This window comes from Prosthecobacter sp. (assembly GCF_049294395.1).
Classification (GTDB): domain Bacteria; phylum Verrucomicrobiota; class Verrucomicrobiia; order Verrucomicrobiales; family Verrucomicrobiaceae; genus Prosthecobacter.
In genome coordinates, this window is sequence record NZ_JBAQCR010000168.1 from 1 (window position 1) to 25,894 (window position 25,894).

General features: G+C 60.9%; 26 protein-coding genes. 16 read left to right on the forward strand and 10 right to left on the reverse strand.

What is annotated here, in order from left to right:
- From WAW39_RS11455 to WAW39_RS11530, 16 genes are all read left to right on the forward strand, one after another.
- The coding region (locus WAW39_RS11455; protein ID WP_422318867.1) for a hypothetical protein at window positions 1-1,270 on the forward strand (1,270 nt) is incomplete at its 5' end.
- 117 nt (window positions 1,271-1,387) lie between these two features.
- Window positions 1,388-2,086, forward strand: coding sequence for a hypothetical protein (locus tag WAW39_RS11460; protein WP_422318869.1), 699 nt, complete (start codon window positions 1,388-1,390; stop codon window positions 2,084-2,086).
- A gap of 262 nt (window positions 2,087-2,348) precedes the next feature.
- The gene (locus tag WAW39_RS11465; RefSeq protein WP_422318871.1) at window positions 2,349-2,864 is read left to right on the forward strand and encodes a hypothetical protein; all 516 of its coding nucleotides are present in this window, start codon (window positions 2,349-2,351) and stop codon (window positions 2,862-2,864) included.
- 3 nt (window positions 2,865-2,867) lie between these two features.
- Entirely contained in the window at window positions 2,868-3,476 is a 609-nt protein-coding gene (locus WAW39_RS11470; RefSeq protein ID WP_422318873.1) for a hypothetical protein, read from the forward strand.
- 15 nt (window positions 3,477-3,491) lie between these two features.
- Window positions 3,492-4,298: a phage tail fiber protein gene (locus tag WAW39_RS11475; RefSeq protein WP_422318875.1), complete on the forward strand. Its 807-nt coding sequence runs from the start codon at window positions 3,492-3,494 to the stop codon at window positions 4,296-4,298.
- A 9-nt stretch (window positions 4,299-4,307) separates the two neighbouring features.
- A complete protein-coding gene (locus WAW39_RS11480) occupies window positions 4,308-5,288 on the forward strand; it encodes a hypothetical protein (RefSeq protein ID WP_422318877.1) in 981 nt (326 codons plus the stop codon).
- Window positions 5,285-6,169, forward strand: a complete 885-nt coding sequence (locus WAW39_RS11485; RefSeq protein ID WP_422318879.1) for a hypothetical protein — start codon at window positions 5,285-5,287, stop codon at window positions 6,167-6,169. The genes WAW39_RS11480 and WAW39_RS11485 overlap by 4 nt, the downstream gene beginning before the upstream one ends.
- Window positions 6,170-6,172: 3 nt before the next feature.
- Window positions 6,173-6,466: a hypothetical protein gene (locus WAW39_RS11490; protein ID WP_422318881.1), complete on the forward strand. Its 294-nt coding sequence runs from the start codon at window positions 6,173-6,175 to the stop codon at window positions 6,464-6,466.
- A 208-nt stretch (window positions 6,467-6,674) separates the two neighbouring features.
- A complete protein-coding gene (locus tag WAW39_RS11495; RefSeq protein ID WP_422318883.1) occupies window positions 6,675-6,962 on the forward strand; it encodes a hypothetical protein in 288 nt (95 codons plus the stop codon).
- A gap of 4 nt (window positions 6,963-6,966) precedes the next feature.
- Complete coding sequence (locus tag WAW39_RS11500) at window positions 6,967-7,806, forward strand: arabinofuranosidase catalytic domain-containing protein (protein WP_422318885.1); 840 nt, start codon at window positions 6,967-6,969, stop codon at window positions 7,804-7,806.
- A gap of 4 nt (window positions 7,807-7,810) precedes the next feature.
- Window positions 7,811-8,212, forward strand: a complete 402-nt coding sequence (locus WAW39_RS11505; protein ID WP_422318887.1) for a hypothetical protein — start codon at window positions 7,811-7,813, stop codon at window positions 8,210-8,212.
- Window positions 8,209-8,619, forward strand: a complete 411-nt coding sequence (locus tag WAW39_RS11510) for a hypothetical protein (protein ID WP_422318889.1) — start codon at window positions 8,209-8,211, stop codon at window positions 8,617-8,619. Before WAW39_RS11505 ends, WAW39_RS11510 begins: the two co-directional genes overlap by 4 nt.
- A complete protein-coding gene (locus WAW39_RS11515; RefSeq protein WP_422318891.1) occupies window positions 8,616-9,125 on the forward strand; it encodes a hypothetical protein in 510 nt (169 codons plus the stop codon). Before WAW39_RS11510 ends, WAW39_RS11515 begins: the two co-directional genes overlap by 4 nt.
- 21 nt (window positions 9,126-9,146) lie before the next feature.
- Window positions 9,147-9,380 carry a hypothetical protein gene (locus WAW39_RS11520; RefSeq protein ID WP_422318893.1) on the forward strand — a complete coding sequence of 78 codons (234 nt, stop codon included), beginning with the start codon at window positions 9,147-9,149 and terminating at the stop codon, window positions 9,378-9,380.
- Between the two features lie 41 nt (window positions 9,381-9,421).
- Complete coding sequence (locus WAW39_RS11525) at window positions 9,422-10,336, forward strand: hypothetical protein (protein WP_422318895.1); 915 nt, start codon at window positions 9,422-9,424, stop codon at window positions 10,334-10,336.
- 118 nt (window positions 10,337-10,454) lie between these two features.
- Entirely contained in the window at window positions 10,455-11,045 is a 591-nt protein-coding gene (locus WAW39_RS11530) for a hypothetical protein (RefSeq protein WP_422318897.1), read from the forward strand.
- A gap of 2 nt (window positions 11,046-11,047) precedes the next feature.
- Here the strand turns inward: WAW39_RS11530 and WAW39_RS11535 are convergent, their stop codons facing one another.
- The 10 genes from WAW39_RS11535 to WAW39_RS11580 all read right to left on the reverse strand — a co-directional run.
- A complete protein-coding gene (locus WAW39_RS11535; protein WP_422318899.1) occupies window positions 11,048-12,256 on the reverse strand; it encodes a tyrosine-type recombinase/integrase in 1,209 nt (402 codons plus the stop codon).
- 801 nt (window positions 12,257-13,057) lie between these two features.
- Window positions 13,058-14,191, reverse strand: coding sequence for a mandelate racemase/muconate lactonizing enzyme family protein (locus tag WAW39_RS11540; protein ID WP_422318901.1), 1,134 nt, complete (start codon window positions 14,189-14,191; stop codon window positions 13,058-13,060).
- Window positions 14,188-15,687, reverse strand: a complete 1,500-nt coding sequence (locus WAW39_RS11545) for a M81 family metallopeptidase (protein WP_422318903.1) — start codon at window positions 15,685-15,687, stop codon at window positions 14,188-14,190. Before WAW39_RS11545 ends, WAW39_RS11540 begins: the two co-directional genes overlap by 4 nt.
- Window positions 15,688-15,699: 12 nt before the next feature.
- Window positions 15,700-18,327, reverse strand: a complete 2,628-nt coding sequence (locus tag WAW39_RS11550; RefSeq protein WP_422318905.1) for a prolyl oligopeptidase family serine peptidase — start codon at window positions 18,325-18,327, stop codon at window positions 15,700-15,702.
- A gap of 8 nt (window positions 18,328-18,335) precedes the next feature.
- Entirely contained in the window at window positions 18,336-20,159 is a 1,824-nt protein-coding gene (locus tag WAW39_RS11555) for a CocE/NonD family hydrolase (RefSeq protein ID WP_422318907.1), read from the reverse strand.
- A 5-nt stretch (window positions 20,160-20,164) separates the two neighbouring features.
- A complete protein-coding gene (locus WAW39_RS11560; RefSeq protein ID WP_422318909.1) occupies window positions 20,165-21,085 on the reverse strand; it encodes an aminotransferase class IV in 921 nt (306 codons plus the stop codon).
- Window positions 21,086-21,127: 42 nt separating this feature from the next.
- Window positions 21,128-22,810, reverse strand: coding sequence for a family 10 glycosylhydrolase (locus WAW39_RS11565; RefSeq protein WP_422318911.1), 1,683 nt, complete (start codon window positions 22,808-22,810; stop codon window positions 21,128-21,130).
- A gap of 17 nt (window positions 22,811-22,827) precedes the next feature.
- The gene (locus tag WAW39_RS11570; protein ID WP_422318913.1) at window positions 22,828-23,682 is read right to left on the reverse strand and encodes a PIG-L deacetylase family protein; all 855 of its coding nucleotides are present in this window, start codon (window positions 23,680-23,682) and stop codon (window positions 22,828-22,830) included.
- A complete protein-coding gene (locus WAW39_RS11575) occupies window positions 23,679-25,166 on the reverse strand; it encodes a sodium:solute symporter family transporter (protein WP_422318915.1) in 1,488 nt (495 codons plus the stop codon). Before WAW39_RS11575 ends, WAW39_RS11570 begins: the two co-directional genes overlap by 4 nt.
- Window positions 25,167-25,191: 25 nt before the next feature.
- A partial coding sequence (locus WAW39_RS11580) for an MFS transporter (protein WP_422318917.1) occupies window positions 25,192-25,894 on the reverse strand: 703 nt, incomplete at its 5' end.

Consider the following 25,894-nt stretch of genomic DNA (forward strand, 5'->3'; position numbering starts at 1 on the left):
GGGCAATGCCCTGTACACGGCTGCGGACGACTTTGAAGAAATCAAGATGGGCACCAACACCCTTCAGGTGGGGCTCATCCGTAACGCCACCAGCACCTTCTTCATGATGGAAGAAGACCTCGGCATGCGAGGTGACCTGGAGAACGGCAACAATGAGGAACTCGGCAAGTGGATGGGCCGCGAAAAAACCTCGCAGATGGGGCTTTCCCTGCTGCATCAGGTTTCTGCGACCAACCACTTGGTGGTCAACGGCCGTGGTGACATTCAGAACCTGACCTCAGGCGATGGACTCTCTCCCGATGACCTGGTCACAGCCGGGGCCATGCTGGAAGGCATGGGAGGCAAACCGGCCATGATCGGCGTGGATGGTGAGGGCAATGAAGTGTTCTCGCTGGTCTTCCTGAGCACCCAGTTCGGCACGTCCTCGATCGAGGTCGATCCTGACTACAAGGCGCGTCTGCTGGCCATTGCCACGAGCAACGGCATGTCCAACGCGCTGGTGAAGGGCGGTCTCATCCCTGTCTCCGGCCACCATCTCAAAAAGTGGAAGGTTGTGGACCATGACGGTGTGGGCCCTGTGGGTTCGTTCCTCAATCCGAAAGCCTATCTGGGCATTGCGATCGTGGACGGCACCTCTGCCGACCTCACTGGTGGCGGCCGTGGCATCACGGGCGGTGGCGATGCGACGAGCGCCGCCATCACCAAGATGCAATACTTCCGCGATTTCCCGCGCAAGGCCATCTCATTCTGCAACGGTGAATCTGTGGCCGCCACGGCCACAACTCACCAGTTGATCACCGGCAACAAGTTCTATGTCACCATCGTCAATCCGGCAACGGCTGCGGTGGATCCCGGCAAGTGGTGCATCTATCGTTGCACCGTGAACAACGGCAACGAGATCACTGTGGATGCTCGCCTCGGTACTGTGGCCAACAACGGCACAGGCATTTCTGCCAGCACCGTGGGTGGTGTGACGTGGGATGCCAACATCAACACCACGGTGCACCCTGAAGGTGCGCTGGTGTATGCGTCCAACCAACTGGGCAAGCCGCTGTTCAAGACCATCGGTCTGGGCCGGCGTGCTGCACGCCGCGGCTACGGGAAGTTCCGCAACCGACGCATGATTCAGACGCAGGAAGGTGGTGCGATCACGGAAACGTACATCGCCTCCATCTTTGGCCAGAAGCCACGCTCTGACCGCCGTCAGCGCTTCCCGGGTGTGATCATCCTGCACCACACGGGCAACTACCCCGGCTGGAACCACCCGTAATCTCCAACGGGGCAGTGATGCCCTAACAGTACCAAACCTTAACCTGGGGTGGGGCCGCGAGGCCCTGCCCCTTTTGGGTGAAGAGACAGCCTTGTTAAATTTTCACCTGTAACCGTCATGCCTAAAGTCACTGCCATCATCCATGTCCCCGAGCGGTCCCGGTTTGTTCCGGGGCGTTACGGTCAATTTGTGCGGCCTGACGGCCAACCCCTTCACATCTGGCTTGGGCGCGAGCTCACCATTGCCGAATTCAACGAGCATTGGCCCAAAGCGGTGAAGAGCGTGCCTGACACCGTGCACGTTCAAATCATCGAGCGGCCCGACGAAAATGACACGGTCTTGAAGTCGGATCACGAAAAAGCGATGTCTGCCGTGCAGGCTGGCGTCGATGAATTTACCAAGCAGTGCAATGACATCATTGCGACGAAAGACACCCGAATTTCGGAGTTGGAGAAAGCTCTTGCTGCTGTGCCGACAACTACCCCGCCGGTGGTCAATGAGCCGGTGACTGAGGCTGAAAAGACGCCCGTCGTGACTGACGCTGTGGCCAAAGAAACCCCCAAAGAAGAGGCTCAAAAAACGACTGTGACGGAAGAGAGCACCTCTGAAGCTGAAAAAACAGGCAGCGAAGGGACTGACACGACCGCCACTGAAACCGAAAAAGCCGCTGGCGATGATACCAACACTGCAACGGTCAAGGAATCCTTGACCGTTGGTGACCCTGCTGCTGCAGCAGCTCCAGCCGCAGCACCCAAACCCAAGGCCGCCACAAAGAAGGCCGCCCCCAAAACCCCCAAGAAAACCGACTCAAAGTAAAATGCCCCCTGCTTCGACCAGCGCAGCGCAAGATGAAGTCTCCGCCCTGAACCGGGCGCGAGACCTTGCTGCGCAGTCGGATCAGGGAACTAGCAAGCTGGTGTTTTCACTCTGCGGCAACGTCTATGCTTGCCAGACCGGGCTGTCAGATGACAAGCTGGACATCGAGCCTGCACCGCAGAGGGATCACCCCAACTCCCGCATCTCCTATGCGTCAACCAACGCTGCAGGGCAGCGTCACGCGATCTTGCGGAGGCTGGACATGGACGAAGTCAACCACCCTCCGCAACTGGTCTATCATGCCGGGGAAGATGGCCAGGTGAAGGTGACGCAAATGCCGGGAGTGTTTGCCGGCCTCGCGGCGCAGCATCCGTTCCAGGTGATGTATGCTGGCCTCAACAAGTGGATGGTGGGGGCTGGGAACGTCCGTGTGTCTGGCGTAGATGTGGCCTTGCTGGAAGCCATCATTGTCGAGATCAACCAAGGGTGGATCTGCGTGAATACCGACTGGCTCGTCTCGGGTCTGCATGAATATGCCTTGCAAGGGGCTCAAATTTCCGGGGTGAGAAACCTCAATGCGGTGCAGCCGCCTATCTGGGATTTGAACGATGAGGATCAGTTCACCGTGGGGGAAGGCAGCGTACTGTTTCCGATTGCCTACGTGGAAGTGGGGGCAGGAAAGCGGCCTTTGATCCAGCAGAGTCTTTTCAATGACCTTGGCTTTAGCCCTGAAACCTTCTCATGGGGGCTGACAGGCCCCCGAACATCCTTTTTCTGAACCATGGGCGCGCTCGATGACATGACCGAAAAGACGCTGCACGACCGCAAGGAGGGCCGTGGTTTTAGCGGCATCGCGGCAAACGGGCCTGCGGTGGCGGGTGAGTTCCCTTTCCGAGGCTCTGACATGCCGATGGATTACCGGCAGCCTGGCTTTGCTTTTGAATCCCCCGCCAAGAACGTCTTCACCTCTCAATGGAAGTCTTTCGTTCAGGGCGTCGAGTGCAAGGTTCCAGAGCGGTTCACCGCCCCCGACGGTTATGTTGTTGGCGTCAAGGTCGTGGTGCTCTGGCAGTTCAAATCAAAAGCAGACCCGGTTTCCCCACCTGACCCTCCCACCACGCGCAAGTACGCCAGCGGGGCCTATCAGATCAGCACCGTGGAGTTTGTGTGCGCGTCTGAACTGCCGGCAGGTGAATCCATCGCCTACGATGGGAGTTATGACGGCGACGGGAAAGACGTGTTCGGCCATGAATTCAAGGACACGGAGACTCTCGTGGCTCAGCTTGGCGTCGTGACCAACGGAGCCCTTGTTCGTTCCATGGACGAGGGGAATCTGTTTTTCAGCCATTTCTCGCGCGATCAATCCACTACTTTGGTCCTGAACCCGTAACTCAACGCCACTTCCATGCCTCTCACGACCTACACCGCAAACATTCTGCTCAATCTGGCCCTTGGCGCCACATCCTGGCCGGGGGGCAAGCCGCCCACGCTGTACTTTGCTTTGTTCACCAGCTCTCCGACGGTGAGCGGCGGTGGGACTGAAGTTTCCGCCGGCGGCTATGCGCGGGTGGCCGTGACTGCGGATGGCACCAATTTTACCGCCATTGCCACGGAGGGTGATCCGCTGGTGAATGCGCTGGAAATCGCCTTTCCACAGGCGACGGCTGTTTGGGGGACTGTGTCCCATCTGGGCATATTTGATGCGGCGAGCGGTGGGAATCTGCTGATGTTCCAGGCGCTGAGCGCGACCAAGGCAGTCGCTATCAATGATACGCCGAGTTTCGCGGCCAGTGGCTTGAGCTGGGACTCAAGCGGCGGACTTGGCAAATACCTGCAGAAGGAGTTTTTAAACTACCTCTTCACCGGGGCGAGTTTTACGGCCATCGCCACCCATTATCTGGCCCTTGGCACGGGCGGGAGTGAGTCGGGACTGACCGGTGAGCAGACGGGCGGCAGCTATACGCGCAAGTCCATCACGAACAACACGACCAACTGGCCTGCGGCGACGAGTTCCAAAAAATCCAACGGGGCAGTACAGACCTTTGCAGGGTCTCAGGCTGCTGCTGGATCTTGGAGTCATGCCGCCCTTTATGATGCATCCACCAGCGGCAACATGCTGGCACTGATCCCGCTGAATCTGCCCGTGGCTACCACAGGTGCGGCCGACACGCCGTCTGTGGCCATTGGTGACCTGTCGATTACGCTGAACTGACCTTAATCCATGGCCTCTCCCGCAATCATCTGTGCTGCAATCGGGCGTCTCACGACGGCTGCGGCACTGACTGTGCCGGTGTGGAGCATCGCGGGGCAGGCGGATGCGTACTTGGTGACGGGGCCGGAGCCTGTGCTCGTCCTAGAAGGGAAAGTCAGCGGGGAGGCTGTGTGTGGACTGAGCATGCTGGAGCCATTGCTGAAGGCGGAGGTGCTGCTGGAGAGCACTGGTTTTACCCTGACTGTGGTGGCGGAGGCAACGATTGGTAATTCTGTCGTCGGGCTGACGGTGTGGGATGTGGCCCTTGATATTTACGGGCTGTTCCGCATCGAGGTGAAGTCGCCGACGGCGCTCGATCTGGCACGGACGCGCATTTTGGCGGCAATCAATTCTGTGATGCAGCTGATCTGGAGCCGTGCGGACAAACTGAACTACTTCAATCAGGAGCAGCTGGAAGTGACCGTTGCCACGGGCACCTCTGAAATCGCGCTGAGTAATGATGTTCAGAGTGTGATCGGGCCGGTGTCGGCGGTGGGAGGCAAGACTTTGTCTCCGATTCCCAGCCGTGAGGCGCTGCTCAACTATGTCGATTACTGGTTTGGGGGTTCGGCTCCCGCCATTCAACCGCCTGCCTACTGGGTGAACTGTGCGCAGGACCTGCAGCAGGGCGACCGGACAAGCATCAAAATCACCCTGCCATGGGCGACGAGCGCTGACTATGTTTTGAATGTGGATGTCGTCAAAAGCGTCCTCCGGTTTACCGAGGCCGACATGATCAATGCGGCGCCGATACGCCTGCCGGCGAAGTATGTGGAACTGCTCTTTCTGCCGCTGCTGCGCGAATGGGCCGCGAACGATTATCTGTTCAAGTCTGAGACTGCCCGCCCGGGCATTGCTGCTGCGGCCTCTGCGGCCAAAGAATCCCTGGGGCTGCTGGAACCCAGCCCGTCCATCGTGAAGAAAACTAACCAGGGGGATTCGACGCCATGACAACCCTGCAGCTGGCCCAGCGGATGACCCGCAATCTGACGCATGGTGACATCCGCACGCTGCCTGCGGATGAGCAGCAGCGCATCTTTGATGCGATCAATACCGGGCTGGCAGAGTATGTTGAGTTTCTGCCGGAGATCCGCCGCGCGGAGCCACGGCTGGAGACTTTGAGCGCACCGCTGACACAGACCCTGACCTGCACGACGGGCAGCGCCACGGTGGCTTTCGCCTCCTTTCCAACGCAGGCTGCGCACCTGGGCAACACGGTGCAGGTGGGAAGTGACTCCGGGCGGTATCAGCGGCTGGTGGCTGAGAACACCCTGCTGGCAAGCCACAATGGTCCCACGGGTGCCACCTCGATGATGTTGTACTCGGATTCGGTGCAGTTTGGGCCGTATGATGACTGCGTGAGCGGTGATATGGTGCTGGTCGAAGGCAACACCCGCCACCGCATGATGGCCGGAAAGCCCCGCGAGTGGCAAGGCTGGCAGCCACAAGCGCTGGAACTGGGCATTCCACGGTACTGGTGGATGGAGGCTCTGAGCGGCATGACCGGGCTGGCTTCATCGCTGTTTGTCATGCGTGTGTGGCCTGTGCCTGCGACGGCTTTTGACCTGTTGTTTGATCTGCGGCTGTTTCCGACGGCGGTGTCCATGATCGACCTGACAACTCCGCGCGTGCTGCCGGTGCTGGCGGTGGAAGAGGCGCACCTCGTAAATATCTGCATGCCCGGCATGATCACTTCCAAACTGTGGTCTTCGGACGTCAACAAAGGAGACGTGCGGAGCGACTACCAGCGGGCGATTGAAGCGATGAAACCCAAGCTTGAGAGGTCTGGATCCAGCCAGCCTAATCAAGTGTGCACCCCACATGGATGGTGATTTATGGCTGTACCTCTTTCCAAACTCCAAGAGACCATTCAAACAGCCGCGCTGGCGGTGACGAATGCTACTGAGGTGCTGTTTACAAAAGGTCTTTACCTGGCTGCGATCGAGCAGGGGATTCAGTTCACGGTGCAGGTCTACGATGACACGATGGACCTGCAGACGATGCAGGAAAACCAAGAGATCACTCCACAGATGGTCACGAAAACGAGCTCCACTGAAACTCCGGCGGGCAGCCAGCAGCAGCAGACCTATGGCAGGTCTTCCGAATCTGAAGTGATCTACGAAGGATAAACACCATGGCTTCTCCCTCCTCCCGAACTATCCAGAGCCAAGGCGGCACGGACACCTCCGTGACGTCTCCAACGTCGCCTGGGAGAAGTGAAAGCACCCAGACGACTTCCGGATCTACCAAGTCGTCCATCGTGAAGGCTCGGGCGGATTTCACCATCACCTTCACTTTGACACCATCCGCCCCACCCAAAGGAATACCTATCCAAGCATGAAACCTATCCAACTACCGTTGCGCAATTTTTCCGGGAGCATCACGACGGGCGGCACCGCGCAAGATGTGTACTCAGCGGCCCAGGCTCCGAAACACAGCTTTGTGTTTCAGAACGTGTCTGACACGGCCATGACTCTTGAGTGGGATGCGGATGCCGTGGCTGACAAAGGCATCCTGGTGGCAGCCGGTGTGGCCTATGAGATGCCGCCCGGGGTGATGTTCACCGGACGCATGAGCGTGCTGTGCGCGACAACGGGGAAGAAATTCGTCTGCAAGACCACCTGATTCCATGCCCTTCTGGCCTGACAGATTTCATATGGAGACCGTCCGCTCTGGCACGGCGGCGGCGCCGTTTGTGGGTGTGCTAGATGATTATGAGCTGAATGTAACGGCGGTGAGGTGCCCGGCGAAGCGGCTGCTGACTTCTTACAGTGGCCCACTGGTCAGGGTGGCGAGATTGGAGGATGGGGTGGAGTCTGATATTGCAGCACTGCCCAGCGGGTGGTTGGATCTGGATGCGCTGGCGACGTTCTTGATGGGGGGCACGCCGCTGCTGCGATATGTTTACGATCAGCGGGGGAGCAACAACCTGGTGCAGGCGGTAGCGCTGAGTCAACCCACGCTGGGAACGGCGGTGAGTGAGTGGGGGGGGCTTCCTGCAATCGTGTTTGGCGGGGTGCCGCAGATGATGTCTTTGGAAACGCCAACGTCTCCACTCAGCATCATGATTGGCGTTCACTCGACATCGAGCACGGGTTTTGGGAGGTTCTTTTCTAATGCGACGGGTAACTCGACGATGTTTGATCTAGGGGTTTCCGGCGCCTTTGGAAGGTGGGATAACGCTGACGGCCAGCAAAATGTGAACTTCGCTGACGCCTCTCTGGCCCATGGGTTGGAGATGTGGTACAACGGGGCTAATTCCATCATCCGACTGGATACGGCGGAACTTGCCTCTGCGGCGACGGCCCCGCTGGCGGATGTGGTGAATTTTGGCGACTACGCCCTGGGCGGCGGGCAGGCGTTCATTGGCTCCATGGCCTATGTCGTGGAGGTGAATGCTTTCTATGACATCACACAGCGAGCGGCGCTCCGGGCAGCGCTGGCGAGTGTGTTTCCTTTTGCGCTGTGATTCTATGCTTGTCTACATTCCAGCACCTGCGGCCCAACCTCTGAGCGATGCTCTGTGGGGGCTGATGCGCCCGACTTCGGTGAGAGGTGAGAAGGACACGCAATACTTGTTCCCCTGGGTCACCGCTCTAGATGGCTCGCTGTGGCTGATGGTGGACACGGAGTATGCAATCACGGTGCATGCAGAGGCGGTGCTGGGCGGCATTGCCGACATCCTGCAACCGTTTATTGATGCTGGGCAGGTGCCTGCTGAGACGAATGCACAACTCTCTGCGCTCATTGATTCAAAGCGGGGCGATGTACTAGTGGTGTATGAAGCGTTTCCGCCGTTTTTCAAAGCTCAGGCAAAAACGCTGCAGCAGATGATTGAGGGTGGGAGACTGCCTGTACCGGAACCAACGCCATGAAATTTCAACTCGACCCCTCCCACTTCGACATGCCCATATCACTGGCCACCTGCATCATCGGTGCGGCAGTGAGTGCGCTGGGGCTTGTGGCTGCCACGGTGGCGGGGTGGTGGGTAAAGTTTGCCACGATCGACCCGCAGGAACTGGCCATCCAGCCGCTGCATGTGGTGCTGATCGGCTTCATCATCGCGCTGGCGGCGTTCATCGTGCTGATTCTGCGGGCGGTATGGGGCAAGGGCATCGAGACGGTGAACCGCTTCAGCGACGCACTGAACAACCAGGCGCAGCAGATTGCCGAACTTATCGAGCTTTCGACCAAGCGGGCGGAGAAGCTGGAGACGCTGAGCTTTGATGCTTTGAGGGATGCCGCCAGCGGTGCGGGTAACACACCTTTCCACAAGACATGAATCCTACCCCTTCTGCTCTGCCCAAGGTAGCCTTGTTTAAGGGCAACGGCTTTGTTTCCACCATGATCCAGTGGCAGACCCGCAGCATTTACAGTCATGCGGCTATCTGGCTGCCTGGAACTGAGCGCACGGTGATCGAGTCCCGCGAGTTTGCCGGGGTGCGCGAACATGAATACACGGCCAAAGAATGGTCTGCGGTGGATCTGTTTGACGTGCTCGGTGCCAACCATCTCACCTGGCAGATTGCCCTCAGCTTTGCCCGGGCTCAAATCGGCATGCCTTACGATTACTGGAGTGTGGCGCGCTTTTTGACCAAACGCCCGGCGCGAGACAATGGGAAGTGGTTTTGCTCTGAGCTGGTGCACAAGGCGCTGTCTGCGTCTGGCATCCGGCTGCTGGAGCGCATCCCCTCGGCGGAGGTGTCTCCGGGTGAGCTGGCGGTGTCTCCGCTGCTGCTCGGGGCGAGCGACGACATTCCCCAATTCATGCTGCTAAACCGTAACTGATCACCCCCACCCATCAAACCTATGAAACTGACCCCCATTGTACTGCTTGCCACAAGCATCATTCTTTCCTCCTGCCTGACGCCGTCGCAGAAGGACAAACTTGCCAGCAACCTCGCCAAGGATGGGAAGGCAGCGCTCGTGGGCGGCCTGACCACGGGCACCTGGGCAGGAGCTGCTGACGCAGCCATCGGGCAGGCGCTCAAGAACAACCTCACGGCACCCAAGAACCCCCTGGGACCTGTGAATCCGCAGTGATGCGACGAAACCCTAATTTCCACCCCAAACCCACAAGAACTATGAAATACATCCTATCCATGATCCTCGGGCTGGCGCTCTGCGCCAGCGTCACGCCGGCGTCCGCACAGATCGCCAACATCACGAACAGCAAGCCGGGAATCTCCTACAATGCGAACTCTCGCACGGTAACGGTGGCCTACACGGTGCAGACGGAGGACCACACGGTGCTGGCCTCGGCCACGGGGGCCGCGTTCACAATCAGCCTGCCAGCGGTGAGCCCCAAGGCGTACCGCGTGGTGGTGATCAAGAAGATCGACAGCGGCAGCAACGAGGTGACGATTGATGCCTACGGCAGCCAGACCATCGATGGGGCCACGACTTATGTGCTGGCGCGCCAATACCAGAGTGTGGAGCTGCATTCCAACGGCAGCACGTGGAGTGTGGTGTCCCGCGAGTCTGGCGCCGGGGTGCTGCGTAAACTGTATCTGGGCACTCCACGGGCGGTCGAAGCCGCCCGGGCTGTGGCCTCGGCCAATATGCAGGTGGGTGCTTACACGATCGCCAACCAGCCGGATCAGGCGCGCAATGTCTCGGTGACGCACACGGCGGTGAGCACGGCGGACACGCTGGGCACGGTGATCTTCGTCGGCACGGACTACAATGGGGCGGCGCTGACGGAAACGCTGACACCCTCCAGCGGCACGGTGGTGTATGGCACAAAGGCCTTCAAGACGATCACCAGCATCACGGGAGCGGGGTGGGTGGCGGCGAGCACGGCGGACACGATCACGGCGGGCTACGGCTCGTTGATTGGCCTGCCGGTGGCTCTGCCGGATGCCACGGGGACGGTGCTGGGCACGCTGGACACGACGGTCGCGGTGAAGGCCACGACGGGCACCACGCTGGCGACTTCGACGGTCACTGAGGCCAGCGGTGACGGGGCCAAGAAACTGACCATCTACCTGGACAAGTGATTTTAGCGACTGCCATCTGTGCGACGGCTGCCGCCACCAAGGTGTACTTGGTGGCGGCGGCTTTGCTCGGGTGTGTGGTCGGATTCATTTTGATGAAAACTCCACCCCCGTCTGAGCCATGAAATACAAGGAACTGCTGCGAAATGTCAGGGGCCGGGGCAAACCTCCGGTGGGGTTTCTGGATGAGCTGGTGGCGTGGCTGAAGAGTGCGCCGGAGGAAATCTTTGCACCGAACAAGGACCCTGAGGACGTGTTTAACCGGCTGGCTCCGCTGCTGGGTCCGTGGAAATCCCCGCTGCACCGCCGGGCGGCCATGGGTGAGCTGCTGCGCTGCCTGGCTGGATTTGAAAGCTCGTGGAAGTGGAACTGCGGTGTGGACACAACCAACAAGCGCAGTATGAAGCTGATCACCGGGCAGGAGACGGGCATCTTCCAGGTGTCGTATGATTCTCTGGGGCTGGATCTGGCCGGGCCGGATGTGGTGGACGATTTGCACCAGTGTGCGAAGCGGTACTGCTACGGCGGATTGAAGGTGCAAAACTTCATCGACTTGATGAAAACGAACCACGTCTTTGCGTTTGAGTATTGCGCGAGGCTGCTGCGGAACTCGTTTTTCTGGGACGGTCCCATCAAGCGGAAGGAAATTGACTCTTCACTGAGCAAGGAAGCGGTGGCGGAGTTTGAGCTATTTCTCAGCGCGCCAAAGTGAGGCTAAGGCTTCATCTGATCTGACACGGCTTTTTGGAGGGCTTCTTGCAGGGTCTTGGCCTCCATGTGAGTGTACACCTGATTCATCTTGGTGGTGGTGTGGCCGGTGATCCGCCGGCGGATGTCGTCGGAGATGCCGGCGTTGGCGAGGAGACTGTTGGTGGTGTGGCGGAAACTGTGGAAGGTTTTGTTGGTCCAGCTCTGGCCCTTGCTGCCTTCGACCTTCTCGCGCTTTTCACGCTTGAGGCCGGCGGCGTCCAGGAGGGTGCTGAATTGCACGGAGAGGCCCGTGGGGCTGCCGGACGGTGTGTCTGCCAGTGAAGGGGCCAGAAGCAGGCCGGGGCGCTGCGTGGCAAGGCGCTGGAGGTGAGACTCCAAGGGCTCCACGATGGGGATCTGCACGGTGGTGCCAGTCTTGCCTTGGACGAGGGTCCAGACTCTCATGCCGCTTTTGGCCTTAAAATGCTTCCATGCGGCCGTGGCGCAGTCCTGCAGGCGCTGGCCGGTGCAGAGGCCCAAGAGGGAGACGGTGAGCCAGTCGAGGTGCTCCTTGTGTTTGCCGAGGTGGGTGATGATCTGGGCGACATCATCGAGGGTGAAGGGCTCGCGGATGTCTTTCTCGCTGTACTGGCGGAGAATGAGCTCGGCGGGATTGCGGGGGCAGAAGCCCTCAGCGCGGGCGCGATCGAACACGGCCTGCAGCGTCTTGACGTTGTTGTTCACCGTGGCGGCCTTCTTCCCTTCGTCGAGCATGTCGAAGTACCACGCCTGCATCATGGTGCCGGTGATGAGGTTCAGTGACATGTCTGACTCCGCACCCATCCAACGGGTGAACTGGCGCACGTGGCTGGTGTAGGATTCGAGGGAACGCTCCTCCACGCGCTGCTCCTGCAGGCCCAGCCATTCCTGCGAGTATTCGCCCCATTTGCGGGTGATCTCCACCGTGGGGTGGCCGCCTATGCGTAGGATGTGGTTCAGGGTGTCGAGCACGAACTCGCGCGAGAGGGCGGTGTAGCCTCGATGCCCGGATGCGGCGAGGGCGAAAGACCGGAACTCATCGCCGATGCTTTGGGCGCGGCCTTTATCGGTGGCCTTGGTGGATTTCATTGTCCTCACCCATTTACCCTGTTCCTTGGACCACGCATAAAACTCTGCCTGCCAGAACTGGCTGCGGGGATGTTTGACGAGGGTGGCCTTGGTGGGGAGGATCATGACGAAGTTCAGCAGCGAATTCGCAAATAGTTCAGCTGCAAGTTCAGGGTAATGCAAACATTGCAAACATTCCAAACAAATACGCAAACTTTTGCGCACACTAGGGGAAATGGCCGAAAAGCGGACCGGACGGGGAATTATTCCAGGTCTAAAAAAGGGCTTTGAGCGTGTCGGCGGTTCGATTCCGTCCCGAGCCACCTCTTGATTTGAAGAGGTGGTGGCGCTGAATGCGTCAAGTTTCACACGCTTGAACAGAGCCACGATCACCGCACCGATCCAAGGTGCGATCAGACCAGCCGCTTCTCTCCGCCCGTGTTTTTTTTCTTGGCATCATTCAAGGTGCCGGGACACCAGCAGTGATTGTCATACCACGCTCAGTTGAAAACGAGTCCTGCAGGCAAGCCGCCCTTTTCGCGAGATGGGGTGGGTATGACAGCGTAGGACGGTCGTGGCGAAGCCCGCCCGTCTATGAGCGTATGGCAAACACCCCGGCGTAGGAACGTCCTCGCAGTCGGGCGGTTTGGCGCAGGAGGCGGCAGGCGATGGACACACGCTTGACGCCAAACACGACCGACCTACGCCCAGAGCGCTGGGCTCGCAACGGTTTGAGAAAACCTCTTCGCCGGGCCCAGCACACAGACCTGTTATTAATGGCTCGTGGTATCAATTCCAATTGGAGTGGTTTGGTTCAGGGCCACAGATCATCGACTGCGGAGATCGACTGCCACGCGTCACCCGCTGCCATTTTGCGAGGGGCTGCTTTTGCAGATGGATGCTGCGCGGTCGTCTGGAACGGGAGCCTCAATCCAGGAGCTTCACGCCGCCGGTGTATTTTTTCACGACGTCGGGATCGAGCTCGAGGCCGAGGCCGGGGGTGGTGGGGATGGCGAGCATGCCGTCGGCATCGAGGGTCCAGCCACCGAGGGTGATTTCGTCGATGAAGGGTGAGCCGGTGAGGTATTCCACGAGATCGGTGCCGGGGAAGGCGGATGCGAGATGGAGATCTGCGGCGAGGCCGACGGCGGTGTTCCAGCCGTGAGGGATGAACTGCACGCCGTGCTCCTGCGCCATCCAGGCAATGCGGCGCTCTTCGCTGATGCCGCCGACTTTGGTGACATCGGGCTGGATGATGTCGAAGGCGCGTGCCTCCAGAAAGGGCTGAAAGGCCTGACGGCGTGTGAGGACCTCGCCGCCGCTGATCTGCACGGGTGAGTGCTCGCGGAGTTTGGCGAAGTCTTCGAGCGAGTCGGGCGTGAGGGCTTCTTCAAACCAGTGCACATCGTAATCGGCGAGCATCTTGGCGGTGTTGAGGGCCCACTTGTAGCCGTTGGTCCAGTGAGCGTCGCTGCCACCGGCATCGACCATGAGCTTGTTGTCCGGACCCACGGCTTCGCGTGCGGCGAGGACGATGGCTTCGTCCGTGGCGGCATTGCGTCGGCCAAAGGGACCCCAGCCGATTTTGAAGGCGCGGAAGCCCTGGGCTTTTACTTTGAGAAGATGATCGCGCAGCTTTGCTGGTTCATCCATGAGCAGCGAAGCGTAGGGCTGCACGCGCTCGCGATAGCGACCGCCGAGGAGGCGGCCGACGGGCTGCCCGGTGGCTTTGCCGAGGAGATCCCACAGGGCGATGTCGATGCCACTGATGGTGTGGGTGATGGAGCCGCCGCGACCGAGCCAGAACATGTTTTGATGCAGCTTCTCGCTCACGCGCTCGGGTTCGAGGGCGTTCTCGCCACGATAGAGTGGCTCGAGCACGGCCAGAGCGGAACGGACGAGCGCATCGTTGGTGAAGACGCTGCCGAGACCGACGGCACCTTCATCCGTGTGGACGGCGATGAGTGTGTGGACGCAGTCTTCAGGGCGGAGTTCGTTGCTCCAGCCGCCTTCGGGGGTGGCTCCGCGCAAACCTGCGCAGCGGATTTCTCGGATTTTCATGGGTGACGTTGGAAGAGTTTGGCCTGGGGTTGAAAGCGGACTTCGGGATCGAGCGGGAAGATGGGGCGGGCGCAGCGGGTGTGGCCGAGGCTGCGGAGATTGGCGCTGGTGGAGCCGGGCGCATCCACATCGATGTAGCGTGCGGCCCAGTCTTTGAACATGTGGCGCTCGCACTGCGGCGACTTCACGACGACAGCGCCGAAGTGCTGGGGATCGCAACCGTGCGCGAGGAACAGGGCTCGATCATAGAGACTGACCGCGCGGCTGGTGACGATGAGCGTGATGTTGCCCGCTTGAATCACGGCAGTGGGTCCGGCCTGCCAGAGCTCGCGGGTGGTCTCGCTGTGAAACCAGCCGTCTGAAAGCATGCGCACGCGTCCTTCGACTTGAAGTGGTGTGAAGCGGGCGGGATCGAGAGCGCCGCCGACGGTGGTTTTGACTGCGTGGCCCACACCTGCGCTGAAGGCGGCTTCCACCGCAGCGGGATCGACGATGGGGACCAAGGCGGTGCCGGCATAGCCTGCGTCGAGCAGGGCGCGAAGGATCGCATTGCTGTCGCCGGAGGCACCGGAGCTCGTGGCATCTGCTGCATCCACCAGTACGACGGTGCCGGAGGCATTCTCGATTGCCTGACGCGCGGCATCCGCGAGGCTGGTGAGGGGTACCTGCATCTTTTCATGATGTTCCCAGAACAAGGCCGCGATGCGCAGGGCTTCGCGTTCGGCGAGGGCGGGATCGTTGTCCGTCACGACGAAGCTGTTCGAGGCGAGGGCGGGAACATCGGTGAAGGGATTGCCCCACATCATCGCGGCGGAGAGTCCGCCTGCGCTTTGCTCGACCTGCATCGCGGCATTCACGGCGTGGCGAATGGAGCCGGAGGCGGTGATGAGTTCATCCCCACGCACGAGGGCGGGCACGCGCACCTTGGCAGTGACGGGTTTCACCTCGCCAGCGACGATGCGCAGGAGCAGGCGCGCGGAACGCTCGCCGGTGCTGAAGAAATCGACATGGGGGTAGGTGTGAAAGGCCACGGCGGCATCGCTCTGCTCGAGCATGAGGTCGGTGAGGATGCCGTGGAGATCGAGCGAGATGACGATGGGCACGTGCTCGCCGACGATCTTGCGCGTCTGCTGCAGCAGCCAGCCTTCCGGGTCATCCAGGCTCTGCGTTGCCATTGCGCCATGGAGGGAAAAGTAGATGCCATCCACCGGCGGTGCGGCCTTGATGCTGGAGAGCAACTCGCCCGCGATGCGTTCAAACGCCGCATCCGCGAGCGTGCCGCCGGAGGTGATGAAGTGGGCGCTGCTGGTGGGGACGAGTTCCACGCCGGGTGTTGCATCGAACACGCTCAAGGCACCGCCCACCTCACTGCGCACCTGGCGGTGGTAGTCGAGAATGGACTGGCCGTGACGGAGCGTGAAGTCGTCGTATCCGCTCAAAAAGGGATTGAAGGTGGAGACTTCCTGTTTGCATTCAGCGATGAGAATTCGGGGCATGAGAAAGCTATTCTACGGTGCAACAAGGCCAGCCTTCCGCCATTCCTCGTCAAAGTATCCGGCGCGGATGATTTTTTCCTCTGCGCCCACCCGGATCACCGCCCAGTCGCCGAGACGTGGGAAGAGCAGGTAGTTGAAGGCGGCGAATTCCTGTTCGTGAAACGTGTGGCCGCTGTTGATGACGAGGTAGCGGTTTTTGGCGAGCGGACTGGCGGTGATGAAGGCTGGGGAATGATCTTGGGCGGATTGTACTTCCATGCCAAGCCGAAGCTCGTCGCGAGTCCATGTGAGCGGGAGCTGCGGCAGAGTTTTGGCGATCCATGAATTGCTGCCGGGATCGCCGAAGAGGATGAGGTGCTTGTCGCGCACATCGTCCTCGGTGACTTCGGTATCGTCCTTCACGGGCAGGGGGCCGCGCATGTAGCGGGCCCATTCGTATTCGAAGCGCTGCAATTCGGCGGCGGCCCAAGTGTTGACTGTGGTACTCCAAGGTTTGCCGGTGCCGCGCACGCAGAGGAAGGGCGTGGCGAAGGCGTCGTCGATGGGGCCTTGCAGGCCGGGTTGCTTGCCGGTGAGCTTGATCTCTTGGCGCGGGCCATCGCAGCGCCAGGTATCGCCGGTCTTGGTGAAGACGAGGGCGTCATCGGCGGCGTGCGGTGGCAGGGGGATGTTGGCACCGGCAATGCGCATCGTCTTCACGAGGCGATGGATGGCGAAGCGGGTGATGTTGCGGACTTCGCTGACGTCGATGGCATCGGCAGTCACGCTGGCGCGGAACTCGGCACGTTCGTAGTGTCTGCCGAGGCTGAGGAGTTCGAGCCAGTGGCAGCGGTTGTATTTGAGCGTCCAGGTGACGAAGCGAAGCTGCTGCGGATCGTGATCGAGACCCTTTGCTGCGTATTCACCGATGCGGCGCATCTGCTCGGCGTGCGTCTTGGGATCGATGACATGGCCGGTACCCTGCGAGATGAGATTCGTGAACGGAACGCCCTCTTTGGCGAAGGCCTGGCCCATGATGACGTGCGCCTGGAAGAAGGTGTCCTTGTCGCCGATGCAGGCGATCTCCGGCACCATGGTGGCGTTTGCGGCGTAGTCCACGGAGTCGAGCATGTGCAGGCCGAGTTCCTGATGCGGTGGCAGCGGACCGACCTTGATGAAGCCGGGGATCGGAGTTTCTGAGAAGCGGTGCGTGTCCACGTATCCGCAATAGGGGCCGATGGCGACGAAGCGGTCCGGGTGCTTCAAGCCGAGGTGCCAGGTGCCGGAAGCGCCCATCGACATGCCGCGCAGCACGATGCGGTCGCGATCAATCTTGTAGTTCCGGCAGACGGCCTCGATGGCTTCAAACACATCCGTCTCGCCGGCCCAGCGGTAGCAGTTTTCCACGCGGCCGAGCGGGTGAAGCTCGATGTAGTCCATATCGGGTGCGTTGCCTTTTTCTTCGTCGCCTTCATCGAAACGGCTGATGAATTTCAGCTCGCTCATGCCGACGGGTTTGGAGCTGCCGTGCAGCACCACATCGAGCCGCATGGGTTTGGAGCCGTCGTAGCTCTTGGGAAGGATCACGCCGTAGGGCTGCGTTGAGCCATCGATGGCGGAGACGTAGCCGCGAATGACTTTGCCGTGCTTGGTGGTCCACGGAGCCGTCGCAGAGACGGCACGTTCTTTGTTGCGCTCGACGGCACGTTCGATGAGCCGGATGTCTGAGGGTGAAAAGGCGGTGTCGAAGGACAGTGCGTGTTCCACCGCTGCGGAGAAAAGGCCCATGTCTGCGGTCAAACGGTCCCGTTCGGCATTGGAACGTTGGATCATCGGAGACGTGGCTAGTTTCGCCATCCACACACCTTCCTGCTCAAACGTCAGTGCGCCTGCCTCACGGAGCACGAACTCCATCGCAGCGACGGTGTCCTCATAGGTCGTCGAGTGTCCGCCCATTTCGCGGTGGATGCTCAGGACCTTGCGTTTGGCCTGCTTCAACTTTTCCGCAAGTCGCAGCACGCTCTGCGGTGGCACCACATCATCTTTGCCGCCGGTGGTGAAGGCCGCCGGCATGGTGAAATTCTCCGGCCAGAACTCCGCGCTGCGTTTTTTGTATTCATCGGGCTTCTCTGTTTTTGAGCCACCATAGGAAGCCGTGCGGGCGTCCTGGAACTTGTCATAGTCCACGAGGTTCGCGATGCCATTGAGGCTGCACACGCCTGCGACCAATTCAGGATGCAGCGCGGCAAGGGTCAGCACGGCGGTGCCGCCCATGGAACCACCCGCGATGAAGACACGGTTCACATGATGGCGCTTCTTCAACTCACTGATGATCTGCAGCAAATCGGCTTCCGCTGCGGGGCCCATCCACGAGGTTTTGGCGCGGTAGTCGGGCGAGATGAAGATGAGTCCAAACGTTTCGGCAACATCGCGCAGTCCTTTGCACTCGCCGCGTGAGTCTTTGATGAACTGCCAACGGTCGGAGCCGTGGCCGTGAAAGGCGATCAACACATCATGCGCCATCATGGGCTCAAAGGATTCTGGCAGGATCTCCACGTAACGCTGCTCGGTGCCATCGAGCGTGGATTTGAAGGCGATGTCCTGTGGCTCGGCAGCACGAGAGTGGCCGAGAAGGAGGGCGATGCAGAGAAGGGCTTTCATTTGCGTGCTCATGGGTGTTTGCGAGGAATCACCGGCAGCACGATGTGGGAGGCCTGGCCGGTGCTGTGCATGACCTTTTGCGTGGCGACGACGCTGGTGGTTTCGAGGCCGATGTTGTCCGCGCCGGTGTTGAGGTTGCGCAGGTAGTAGGGAAAGAAGCTGCTGGAGATCTCGACGCGGATGCGGTGGCCTTTCAAGAAGGCGTTGGAAGTCGCCCGCCAGAACTCGATGGTGTATTCATGGGCCTGACCGGGCGTGATGAGGCTGAGCTTCGCCGGATTGAACGAGCCGTTGTGGTCGGGGTCGCGATGGCGGGCGCGCATGACGCCTTCGCAAAGCATGGCGGAGAAGCCGTCTGGCTGCACGTCGATGAGGCGGACCATCCAGTCGGTGTCACGGGCGGAAGTGGCGGCGTAGAGTTTGGCGGTGATGGGGCCGGTGACTTCGACTTCCTCCTCCAGCGGCGGTGTGGTATAAACTAACACGTCGGGGCCGGCGGATGACTTGCGCGTGTCGGCGGCGCCGTCTTCCAGATGCCCGCCGGTGAAGGGCGAGCGCGTGGGTTTGGCGGGATCATAGACATAGGAGTCGGACGCGGGCTCTCCCGCTGCGGGCGGTGAGGTGCCCAGCGTGCCGTCGCCGTTGAGTGAGTTCGCGTGGCCGCCGCTGTGGAGGTAATACTTGGTCCAGCGTGTCTGAGGGAGAGGCCAGTCCTGCTCGGCGGACCATTGGTTGCGGCCCATGACAAAGACGTGCACCGGCGCGTCGTTCATCACGTTGTTGTCGATGCCTTTGAGCCAGTGATCAAACCAGCGGCAGACATAGCCATCCCAGTCGATGACCGCCTGCTCGCCGTAGTCGAAGGCACCGAGCTTGCGGCTGGAATTGATGATGTGCTGCCAGGGGCCGATGACCATGCGTGGGTGGCGTGACTCAAGGGTCGCGCCATGCTGTTTCATGGCGAGGAAGTTCATCGGCGCGCCGGGGAAGTCGGCGTCAAACCAGCCCGTGGCCGCGAGGGATGGCACGGTGACTTTCGCATACTCCTCCGGCTTCTGATAAGCGATGCCCTGCCAGTAAGGATCCGATGACGTGTTGCCGCGAATCCACTTCTCAAACCATGGCGCATCAAGCGCGCCGCGCAGTTCATTCAGCTTCAGGTAGGGCAGCTGCATGTAGTCCGCGAGGCGGCGCTCTTCGGAGGCAAAGCCGCCATACGGCCCCGGTCCCATGGTCTGGCCGACACGCCCCGCATTGGCACCGCCCCAGTCGAGCATCCAGGAAACCAGCACGCCGTTTTGATACGGGGCATTGAACATGGCATCCGGCGGCGCGACCTCCGGCACGATGGCCTTCAGCGAAGGCGGAGTCTGCGTGGCCGTCCACCACTGCGCCCAGCCCATGAAGGACAGTCCCATCATGCCGACTTTGCCATCGCACCACGGGCGCGAGGCCAGCCACTCGACCAGATCATAGCCATCGGTCTTGTGCTTCGGATCAAATGGGTCCCAGGTGCCCTCCGAATCAAACCGCCCCCGCGAGTCTGCGACGGCGACGACATAGCCACGTTTCGCAAACCATGCGGCGCGTTTCTGAAAGCCGGGATTGTTGCTGTAAGGCGTGATGATCAGGATCGCTGGGAAGCGGCCTTCGGCTTTCGGCTGTGCGACATCCACGGACAGTTTCACGCCATCACGCATGGCGGCCTTGTGGCCGCGGGTGGCTTTGACCTCGAACTTTTCGGCGGAGTATTGGCCGGGATCGGGAGCTTCGCCATGAAGCGGGGCGAGTGCCGCCAGCAGGATGGCGGTGAAGATGAGGAGCGGCTTCATGAGGTTCAAAGGGCGGATCGCATCAGCTGTGTTTCGATGTCCATGCCGACGCGTTCGCTCCAGGCCGACTGCATGGTATTGAACCAGAGGCCGGGTTTGCCGGTGCCGATGGGGATGTTGTTGATCTTGGTGCAGGGGGCCAGGCAGTAGGGCGTGGTGGTGAGCCAGGCTTCGTCGGCGTTGATCACATCGTAGGGCTGGAAGTCTTTTTCGATGAACTGCATGCCGATGCCTGCTGCGAGCTCCTTCACCGTCTGCAGGCTGACGCCCCAGAGGATGTTGCGCGTCGTGGGGGAGATGATGGTGCTGTCTTTGACGATGACGAAGTTGGAGCCGGCGCACTCGGTGACGTTGCCATCGAGATCGAGCAGCAGGGTGATGGCGCGCGGATCGACGGCCTGCGACTGTTTGTCGGCGAGGAACCAGTGCAGGCGGCTGCGGTTCTTCATCTTCGGCTCGACGCATTGTGGCGGGATGTGGCGGATGGAGGGCGTGACAACATGCGCGCCCTCGACGAAAAGATGCCGCCACATGCTGAAGCGCAGGGGAAAGGAGTGAATGCAGATCGTCGGTGACATGGGACCTGCAGCGCCTGCGGAGCCGGCGTAGAGCGCGTTTTCTCCAGGGGTGACGAAATGGACGATGCCGAGATCCTCGTCCGGCCGCAGCAGCTTGCAGTTCGTTTCGGCAAGCTCGTTCGTTTTAGCCAGCATCTCCTCCGGTGACAGGGGCAGCGCGATGCCGGCATACTTCAAGGAGCGGTAGAGCCGCGCCACATGATCCATGGCGCGATAGGGCTGATGGCGGAAGGTGCGGGTCATCTCCGTGAGCGTCGCGCCGAGCACGATGCCGAGATCATAGATGTTCAGCTTGGCCTGCGAGGCGGGCAGGAAGCCGGTGTTCAGATAGACGACGGGTTCGTTCATGGGGTTTTAAAACAAGGGTTCTCAGCGGTGATCAGGTGCGCCTTACTCATACTTCACATGGGCCTCCAGTTTCTCGATCTGCAGGGTGGATTTTCCGGAAGAGAGGCGGACTTCCACTTCGTTCACGCCTTGCTTCCATGCGCTTACGGGCACGGCGCAATCGAGCCGCAGCAGACGTTGTTTGGGATTCACGGGACGCGGTTTGTAGCCGGAGGTGGGCTGGGGTTTGGGCGAGAAGATCTGCGCGTCCTTCCATTCGGGATCACGCGTGGTCACGGGCAGCAGCGTGCCGTTGCAGCGGAGTTTGATCGCATCGGCCTCGGTGGCCTGAAACAGAATGCAGCGGAGGGTGAGGCTGGCCTTCACAGCGTCAGTGGGTGGTGCATCGCTGATGTGCAGGGTGAACTTCGCTGCGCGTGGATCGTCGGAGAAGGAATGGGGCAGGGGAGCGGTGTCGTTGCGGTTGAAGAAGCCGTCTGCCCAGGGATAGCCGCCACGTCGTTCGACGGCGAAGAACTTGTTTTTGCCTGCCATCGTTTGCAGTGTGCCAGCCTCATGGTAGGCGGCCTGATGCGACGGAGGACCTGGATCTGAACCGGTGATGAGGCAGGCGGCGGCGGTGCCGATGGACCAGTTGAACGTGGTCACGCTGTCAGCGCCGCGTTGCAAGTGGTTGGCGAAGACGCCGCGCAAGTACTCGATGGAACCGTAGCGATAGCCGTCGGTGGCGTGATGATCATCCACGCAGGGCTGAAGCTGCACGCCACTGCCGACCGCCGCGCGAATGCCTTCCACATCGACATCCATCGTGCGTGAGCCGAGGGTGAGGACGTCGACGAGATGCTGCTCCGCCCAGAACTGCACATCGAAGCCGTCGGCGTGGCAACCGGCGAGTGTTTGCGGCACCTTGGCCGCCAGCAGGAGAGGACGTCCGCGCTTCTCGGCGACGTCGAGAAGCATCCGCCTAACGCTGCGCATGAACTCGGTGGCGTGATCGCGCAGCTCCCACTGATGACCGACGGGCAGGCAGGGAATGTGGCGGGAGAAATCGATCTGGATGCCGTCGAGATCGTAGCGAGTGACGAGTTCACGCAGGAGATTCACCTTGTGTTCGCGCAGTCCGGCGGCGGTGAGATTCCACATGCCCTGCGGCCACCAGGAGGCGGGAACGACCCAGTCGGGATGTGCGACCTTGAGCGGATGCGGCTGCTTGGAGAGGCCGCCCTCGGGCAGGCACTCGACTTCGCTGATGCGGTGATTCCAGAAGACTTCCAGTTTGCGGCGGCGGGTTTCATTGATGAGCTGCTCGACCCAGTCCACTCCGTCACGCAGCCACTGCTTTAATAGAGGATGATCCACCGGCGGCTCGATCTTGCTGGGGTAGGAACAGCCGAGAGGGCTGCCGCCGATGTCCCACCAGATGGCATCAATCTGACTGCCGGGCTCGTCTGCATACGAGAAGACGGCATCGCGAAAGCGAGGGAAGGAAGTGTCTCCGTTGCGGTTGTGCTTCCAGTAGCTCCACATCGTGTCATTCGCATCGTATTGCACCACGATGCGGCGGCGGCGCTGCTGCATCAGCTCGCGATGAGCGGCGGGTAATTCCACCGGCTGCGTGTTTGCGGTGGCAGAGTGAAGCAGGCGGGTGCTGAGCAAGGCGCCTGCGCTGGTGTGCAGAAACGTGCGGCGGTTCAGCGGTGAAGGCATGGCTGAGGGTTGGCTCATTGGGGAAGTCGGTTTTCTCACTTCGACGCAGGTTCCACGCGCACCCTCCAGAACAACTCCTCGGGTTTGGCGTATTCATCGGCGAGGTGGTCGTGGATGGGTGAAGTGCCCTGCTGGTGATCTAGAATGGCCGCGCGTTTGGTTTCGAACTGCGCCGGGGTCAATGTCACGCGGCGGTCGGAAGCAGAGGCGGGTGGAGCGCCATGGACGACGTAGGTGAAGAAATCGCCGTGGTAGCCGGCGGAGAGGATGGCATCGCGGACGAACAGGAAGGCCGTGCGATGATCGCCATGGGTGTCGGCTTCATGCGTGACATAGATTTCCTTTGGCTGACGGTTGCGGATGATCTCCGCGATGTCACCCACCACGTTTGCTTTGAGATAAGGCGCGGGCTGGCCGTGCATGGTGGAATGATAGTCAGGCGCGGTCACGCCATAGGTCGCGCTCTTCTGCGTGAACATCTGCCGGAACGGTGTGCTGCCGTCCATGGCGTAGATTTTTTCCAAGCCTGAATCGGGATAGCCGAGGAAGATCAAGCCGTCCTTCGGCAGACCGAGGCGCGCCAGCGCCCGCACGGAATGCTGCTGCCGCAGAGCGCCGGCGCTGATGAAATCTGCCGCGGTGAGGTGGTCGCGGTCCTTCTTGGCGGCGGCTGCTGCCAGGGCCGGATAGCCATCACCGCTGGTGATGACCACGACGCCGACATGCTTGTGCTGCTCCAGCGCCCGGAGCATGACACCGGCGCAGCCGATCACTTCGTCATCGGGATGCGGAGCGATGACCAGCACGTCGAGCGGTGCATTCTGAGCCAGTAGCGGAGATGACCATGTCAGTCCTGCTGCAACGATGAGCGTGTGGAGGAGGCGGTTCATGGTGCCATGTTTTTTGAAGGCCGACCGATGGGCAGCAGGCTGGCGAGGCTGCCGCAGACCACGCCCGTGGCAAACGATCCCGGCATGATCCACATGATGCTGATGGGGGGCAGACCCAGAGGAGTGGCATAGGCGATGCACACGGCCGTGGCGATGCTGGCCAGAGCAGCCACCAGTGCGCCGAAGGTCGTGGCCCGGCGAACGAACATGGCCAGGAAAAAGAGCACGAACAGCGGCGCGGTGAGCAGATTCACGGCGCGGAAGCAGACATCGAGGAGATTGCCCTCGATGCGGCTGACCAGCAGGCTGATGAGGATCACGGCGATGCCGATGGTGGCTGAAATCCAGCGGGCCAGCCGCATGCGGCCGGCATCGGTGAGCGGTGATGAGCGGAAGCGCACGATGAAGTCTTCGGTGATGACCAGGGAGGAGGAGTTCATGCCTGAGGACAGGCTGGACATGGCAGCGGCGAGTACGGCGGCGATGATCACGCCGGTCATGCCAGCAGGGAGGCCGACCATGACGAAGCGCGGGAACAAACGGTCAGCGCCGGTGACGAGGCTGGCGGATTCGGTGAACAACTCGGGATGCCGGGTGAAATAACCGACGAGTGAGAGGCCGACCAGCCCGAGGAGGATGCCGACCAAGGCTTCCGAAGCCAGCGTGGTGAAGAGGGATCTGCGAGCCGCCCGCGCATCGCGCGTGGCGAGCCAGCGCTGGATCGCCATCTGATCGGAACCGAAGGTGCAGACAAACCATGCGAATGAAGACATGATCATGCCAAGGAATGTCATGCGCGTGGTCGAGTCGAAACCAAAGCGCGGCTCATCCCAATGCGCCGCCCATTGATGCGGCCACCACGCGGAGACGCCACCGAGATCCACGGTGACAATCACGATCACCGCGACCGCGCCGCCGAGCATGATCAACGACTGCACCGCATCGGTGAGGACGACGGCGCGCAGCCCGCCTTCTGCCGTGTAGATGAGCGTGACGACGCACATGACCACGCTGGCGAGCAGCGTTGCCTGCGGGCCGAGACCGAGCATGGGGGCGAGGACTTTGTCAGAAGTCGCATAGAGGATCGTCGCCATCCAGCCCAGGCGCATCGCCAGGAACATTGATGCGCCGAGCAAACGCACACTCGGCCCGAAGCGCTGCTCCAGCATCTCATAGGCACTGGCGGCCTGCTGGCGCATGATGAAGGGGATAAGGCCCCAGCCGACGACGATGCCGATCAGTGGAAAAACCGCATACTGCACGAGCTGCATGGGCCCGTGTTTGATCATCTCTCCAGGCACGGCGAGGTAGGAGAGCGCACTCGTCAGGGTGGCGAAGAGCGACAGCCCCACTGCGAAGGGGCTCATGCGCCGGCCGCCGAGCATGTAGTCATCGGTGGTCTTGTTGCGCCGTGCATAGTACTGGCCGATGACCAGCATGCCGCCGGCGTACGCTGCGATGACGAGCCAGTCCAGGAGTCTCATGCGATGTGGAACAAGGGAGAGAGCTTCATGCCGAGGCCTGGGTTTGGGCGAGATCGCGTGGGAAAAAAGTGCGGATGCCGAGGATCAGGGCGGCACCGGCCACGAGGTAGGCGAGGGCGGTGATGGAGAGCAGGCGGTCGATGCCGAGCGTCTGTTTCCACATGCCGCCAAAGAGGGTGGCGAAGCCGGAGGTGATGGCACCGCAGAAATTGAGCATGCCCACGGCGGTGGCGCGGGCGGTGGTGGAGACGATGTCGAAGGTGGCAGAGAAAATGTTGGCGATGAAGAGCCCGCTGAACAGGCCGAAGCCGGTGGCGGCGATGCGCGTGACGAGGAGAGTGTCGCTGTTTCCGAGCGCATGAATGCAGGGCGCGGAAAGCACGAGACCGCAGACCATGAGCCAGAAGCGCGCGGCTTTAGTGCGACGGTAAAGCGCATCGGCGAGCATGCCGCCGCCGATGACGCCAGCGAAGGTTGCGGTTTGCAGGAAGACGGTGGCGTTGAAGGCGGCGTCGGCCTGGTTGAGGTGGAACTTGTCGTGCAGGAAGGCCGGGAGCCAGCCGTAGAGCAGCCAGAGGCCAAAGACGAACACGGGGAACACCAGGCAGAGCAGCAGGAAGGTGCGTGAGCGGGCGAGGGCGCCGAAGGTGATGCCCGCCGTGGTCGTGCTCTGGTCCGTCTGCGGCTCTTCGACGCGACGCAGGAAGGCGAAGTAAGGAATCGCATAC